We start from the raw sequence: 5,729 nt of genomic DNA on the forward strand, positions 1-5,729 counted from the left end.
ATCGGTACGCTTGTCAAGAAAATTGGGAAAGAGAGTTAACGAACGGCGAAAGCCGGCAGTTTTTGGGAAAACACCAGCGAATAAGCAATCTTGATGCCAAGTGTTGAAAAAAGAACGCTAAAACCTGACATGGCAGAGTGGACCCACACGTTTTGAAGGAAGGCTTTTCCAACGCCGGAAACTCATTTCATGGGAACGAACTGAGTCAATGTGGTTCTTTTCATAGCCGCTACGCATACGAAAAACCCGTGCGCACAGAAAAAGCGCACGATCGCTGAAGCGGAGATAAAGGGAATTTCGTGCCGCAAAAATCCGGAAGACCGGAGAAAACGCTGAAAAAAAAGAGCTGTGAAAAACCAGGCGCCCTCAGCCTTCGCCGAGATACGCTTCCTTCACCTTCGGGTCGTTCAGCATCTGCTGCGCATCGCCGTGCATGGTGACCAGCCCGGATTCCATGACATAACCGCGGTCAGCTGCCTGCAACGCCAGTTTCGCATTCTGCTCGACCAGCAAGATCGTCACGCCTTCCGAAGCGACATTGCGGATCACTTCGAAAATCCGTTCGACCATGATCGGCGCCAGCCCCATCGACGGTTCATCCAGTAGAAGCAGTTTTGGATGGCTCATCAATGCGCGCGCCATTGCCAGCATCTGTTGTTCGCCGCCAGACAAGGTGCCGGCCATTTGTGTCGCCCGCTCTTTCAGCCGCGGAAAGATGCCGAACCATTTATCGATATCGTCCGCGATACCGACCTTGTCGTTGCGTGTGAATGCGCCCATCAGCAGGTTTTCCTGAATCGACATGCGCGTGAACACGCCGCGTCCTTCCGGCACCATCGCCAGCCGGCGCTGAACGAGTTCAAAAGAATGCAAACCCTTGATCGGCTTGCCGTCGTATTCGATATGCCCTTCGACGCGGCAATTGGGCAGGGTGCCGGTGATGGCCTTCAGCGTGGTGGTCTTGCCTGCGCCATTGGCACCGATCAGTGTGATCAGTTCACCTTCATTGACCTCAAGATCGATGCCTTTCACCGCCTGGATGCCGCCGTACGCAATCTTCAGATCGCTGATCTTCAGCACATTGTTCGCCATCAGTGCCCGCCTCCCAGATACGCCTCGATCACGGCCGGATTTTTCTGTATCTCGGCCGGAATGCCTTCGGCAATCGGCTTGCCGTAATCCAGCACCGTGATGCGGTCACACAGGCCCATCATCAATTTGACATCGTGTTCAATCAGCAGGATGGTTTTTCCGGTTGCCTTGATGCGCATCAGCAATTCGCGCAAGCCGAGTTTTTCTGTTGCATTCATGCCGGCTGCCGGTTCGTCGAGCGCCAGCAATTGCGGATCAGTCGCCAGTGCACGCGCAATTTCCAGCCGACGCTGGTCGCCGTATGACAGATGGCGCGCCGTCCGGTCGGCAAACTGCGCAATGCCGACAAAATCAAGCAGTTCCATCGCACGCTTGCGGATCCCCGCTTCTTCCTCACGCGCGGCCTTGTGGCAGAACACCGCGCCGAACAAACCCTGATGCGTGCGCACATGGCGTCCGACCATCACGTTTTCCAGCGCGGTCATTTCACCGAACAGCCGAATGTTCTGGAACGTTCGTGCGATACCAGCCTTCGCCACCGCGTGCGGCGCAGATGGTGAATAGGGCTTGCCTGCGAGCTGGAACGTGCCGCTGTCCGGCTGATACAGTCCGGTAATCACGTTGAAGAACGTTGTCTTGCCTGCGCCGTTGGGACCGATCAGGCCGTAGATCTGACCGCGCATGATGCGCACGTTGACATCCGACAGCGCCTGCAAGCCGCCGAAACGTTTGCTGGCGCCGACAATATCGAGAATGATCTGCTGTTCTGTCATCTCATCCTCTTACACTGCGGCGACATCGGTCGAGTTCTTCGCTGTATCGACATCGGCGGTCGGCCGGTCTTCGCTCTTCGGCGACGGCCACAGGCCGGCCGGGCGATTCAGCATGATCAAGACCATCGCCAGTCCGTACAGCAACTGGCGCAATATTTCTGCATCGATCAGAACCTGGCCGAACAACATGCGCTGCATCGGTTCGACCACGTGCCGCAATACTTCGGGCAAGGCTGCCAGCAGCACACCGCCCAAAACCACGCCCGGAATATGCCCCATGCCACCCAGCACGACCATCGCCAGCACCGCAATCGATTCCGTCAGCGAAAACGATTCCGGCGACACGAATCCCTGAAACGACGCAAACATGGCGCCCGCGACACCGCCAAACGATGCACCCATTGCGAAGGCCAGCAGTTTGACGTTGCGCGTATTGATGCCCATCGCCTTGGCGGCGATTTCGTCCTCGCGAATGGCGACAAAGGCACGACCGAGACGTGAGTGCTGCAAGCGCGCCGAGATGAAAATGATCGCAATGCACAATGCGAGGAACAGAAAGTAATAGGCGTTCACCGATGGCATGCCGTAATCACCGATCATCACGGTCGAACGCGACCCTGGCTCGCCGGCGAGCGAGACGCCGAAGATACGAATCGGATCGATCAGGTTGATTCCTTGCGGACCATTGGTGATGTTGACCGGCGCATTCAGATTGTTCATGAAGATGCGAATGATCTCGCCGAAACCGAGCGTGACGATTGCCAGATAGTCGCCGCGCAGTTTCAATGTCGGCGCGCCAAGCAGTGCGCCAAAAATCGCGGCAACCAACGCTGCCAGCGGCACGATCACCCACAGCGAAAGGTGAATGCCGTTCTGTGCAATCTCCGGCCCGAAGATCGCCAGCAGCGTTTCGCCCACCACCGGATACTGATTGACGAACGATTCCAGCACCGCCGCGAATTGCGGCGACGCCAGCAGGCCGGTGATATAAGCGCCAATCGCATAAAACGCGATGTAACCCAGATCGAGCAGGCCGGCAAAACCGACCACGATATTCAACCCCAGCGCCAGCATGATGTACAGCAGCGCCAGATCCATGATGCGCACCCATGAATTACCGAATTGCTGCGCAATGAACGGAAAAATCAGTGCCAGCACAAAAATTGCCAGCAGGCCGGCGCGCGCCTTGCGCGGATTGTTCGTCATGTCAAAATATCCTGGCATCGTCTTTCCTCAGGCGCTTATGCACGATCGGGAACGCGTTCACCCATGATGCCGGACGGACGCAATGTCAACACGATGATCAGCACGACGAAGGCAAAGATATCCTGGTAATTGCTGCCAATGAAACCGCCGGTCGCGTCGCCGATATAACCGGCACCAAGACTCTCGATCACGCCGAGCAGGATGCCGCCCAGCATCGCACCGTAGATATTGCCGATGCCACCCAGTACCGCGGCCGAAAATGCCTTCAGGCCGGGAACAAACCCCATCGCGAATTGGGCTGATGAATAATTGGCGGCCCACATGACGCCGGCAAGCGCCGCCAGTGCTGCACCGATCAAAAACGTCATCACGATCACGCGATTGGAATCAACTCCCATCAGTCCCGCCACACGCGGATTCTCCGCGGTCGCCCGCATGGCACGACCCATTTTGGTTTTCTCGACCAGCAATACCAGCAAACCCATCGCGATGGTCGCCAGAACCAGCAACATGACCTGCGTCGGCGAGATCAGTGCACCAAACACATGCAGTGGATCCGAAGGCATGACCTGCGGAAATGGAATCGGGCTGCGGCCCCAGATCATCATGGCGAAAGTCTGCAGCAGAATGGAAACGCCGATCGCCGTAATCAGCGGTGCCAGGCGTGGCGCATTGCGCAGACGGCGATAGGCAACACGTTCGATCACGATATTGACGAGCACGCAGACGGGGATCGCACCGAGGATCGCGATGATCAGCTTGACCACGCCGGGCAATCCGGGGGCAACCGATTCCACCATGTTCAGAATTGTCAGCCCTGCCATCGCGCCGATCATCAACACGTCGCCATGCGCGAAATTGATCAGATTCAGCACGCCGTACACCATCGTGTAACCGAGTGCGACCAGTGCGTACATGCATCCAAGTACAAGGCCGTTGATGAGCTGCTGGATGAAAATATCCATGTGTGTTCGCCTCAGAAGGATCTTGCCAGTGCGGCCAGCCGCAAGATTAACGGAACGCGTACGATTTGCGTCTGAATGCAATATCTGTTCCGGATAAGAAAACGGCACCCTGATTGTGCAGAGTGCCGCGTGGCGACTTGTCGCTTATTCGCAGGAAGAAATTCGTGCCGGAATACCCTGAATTCGGAATGTCGTCATCGCATACTCTCCAATTTTTCGTCTTTTGATTTGTCGTACCACGAACGCGCCGGATTATACCCAACACCTGCGCATGCATCGCGGAAATTACCGATCCACTATCGCCCGAGTGCTGCTTCGACTCATATCCTTGTCAGGCGTTCGCAGCACGCTTGCTCCATGCAAACATGGTGCGACTTGTTGAACGTTACTTCTTTGACGAATTCAATCCCTTCGGCAACGGGAACGTGACGCGCTCCTCCACGCCCTCCAGCGTCCGCACGCTTTTCGCGCCGCATTCCTTCAAACGATCGATGACGGCCTGTACCAGCACTTCCGGCGCGGAAGCCCCTGCCGTGACGCCGATGCGGCTTTTTCCCGCGAGCCAGGCCGGATCGATTTGCGCCGCATTGTCGATCATGTAGGCATGCACGCCTTTTTTCTCTGCCACTTCGCGCAAACGATTGGAGTTGGAACTGTTCGGGCTGCCGACCACGATGACCAGCTCAACCTGCGGCGCCATGAACTTGACCGCCTCTTGACGGTTGGTGGTGGCGTAGCAGATGTCGGCTTTTTTCGGCTCGGAAATGTTCGGATACTTGTTCTTCAATGCAGCGATCACATCGCGTGTATCGTCGATCGACAGCGTCGTCTGCGTCACGTAAGACACCATGTCGGGATTCTGCACCTGAAGTTTTTCGACATCGTCGACCGTTTCGACCAGATGCATGCCGTCCTCGGTCTGGCCCATTGTTCCTTCGACTTCCGGGTGACCTTCGTGACCGATCATGATGATTTCACGACCGTCGCGCCGCATCTTTTCGACCTCGATGTGAACTTTGGTCACCAATGGACAGGTTGCATCGAACACGCGCAGACCGCGTTGCTCCGCTTCGATCTGTACCGCTTTCGACACGCCATGCGCAGAAAACACGACCGTATTGCCCGCCGGGACGTCAGCGAGTTCCTCGATGAAAATCGCACCCTTATTGCGCAGGTCCGAGACCACGTACGCGTTGTGCACGATTTCATGACGCACGTAGATCGGTGCGCCAAATTCGGTCAGCGCACGTTCGACGATTTCAATTGCCCGATCCACGCCGGCGCAAAAGCCGCGCGGCTGGGCCAGCAGAATTTCACTATCCATTCCTGTCTTCCATGTTTGCACTTGCGTGCAATGTTACGTCTGCACCGCGTCACGCAGATGATTTCGTGGCGCGTGCAGTGATTAAAGTATGCCGATGATTTTCACTTCAAACCGCAACGGCTGGCCAGCCAGCGGATGGTTGAAGTCGAACAATGCCGTTTCCTCATCGAGTTCACGCAGCACACCGGCAAATTGTCCGCCACCCGGGGCCGCAAATTCCACCAGATCACCGATCGCATATTCCTCTCCGGGATTTGAATTGTCGTTCAGCGTGGAACGCGACAAACGCCGCAGCAATTCCGGATTGCGCGCACCAAATGCGCGTTCCGGCGGCAATTCAAACGTGCGATGCACACCCTCTTCCAATCC

At 56.5% G+C, this 5,729-nt stretch carries 6 protein-coding genes; all 6 read right to left on the reverse strand.

Annotated elements, in window-relative coordinates; all coding sequences use genetic code 11:
* Positions 1-366 precede the first annotated feature (366 nt).
* Positions 367-1,092, reverse strand: a complete 726-nt coding sequence (locus VN114_RS02870; RefSeq protein ID WP_325511796.1) for an ABC transporter ATP-binding protein — start codon at positions 1,090-1,092, stop codon at positions 367-369.
* Complete coding sequence (locus VN114_RS02875) at positions 1,092-1,865, reverse strand: ABC transporter ATP-binding protein (protein ID WP_325511798.1); 774 nt, start codon at positions 1,863-1,865, stop codon at positions 1,092-1,094. The genes VN114_RS02870 and VN114_RS02875 overlap by 1 nt, the downstream gene beginning before the upstream one ends.
* 9 nt (positions 1,866-1,874) lie before the next feature.
* A complete protein-coding gene (locus tag VN114_RS02880) occupies positions 1,875-3,089 on the reverse strand; it encodes an ABC transporter permease subunit (RefSeq protein WP_325511800.1) in 1,215 nt (404 codons plus the stop codon).
* Between the two features lie 17 nt (positions 3,090-3,106).
* Positions 3,107-4,036, reverse strand: coding sequence for a branched-chain amino acid ABC transporter permease (locus VN114_RS02885; RefSeq protein ID WP_325511802.1), 930 nt, complete (start codon positions 4,034-4,036; stop codon positions 3,107-3,109).
* A 385-nt stretch (positions 4,037-4,421) separates the two neighbouring features.
* The gene (ispH, locus tag VN114_RS02890; RefSeq protein WP_325511804.1) at positions 4,422-5,360 is read right to left on the reverse strand and encodes a 4-hydroxy-3-methylbut-2-enyl diphosphate reductase; all 939 of its coding nucleotides are present in this window, start codon (positions 5,358-5,360) and stop codon (positions 4,422-4,424) included.
* A gap of 81 nt (positions 5,361-5,441) precedes the next feature.
* On the reverse strand, positions 5,442-5,729 hold a 288-nt coding region (locus tag VN114_RS02895), incomplete at its 5' end, for an FKBP-type peptidyl-prolyl cis-trans isomerase (protein ID WP_414694183.1).

The sequence above is a fragment of the Oxalicibacterium sp. genome, assembly GCF_035565035.1.
Lineage (GTDB): Bacteria > Pseudomonadota > Gammaproteobacteria > Burkholderiales > Burkholderiaceae_D > Oxalicibacterium.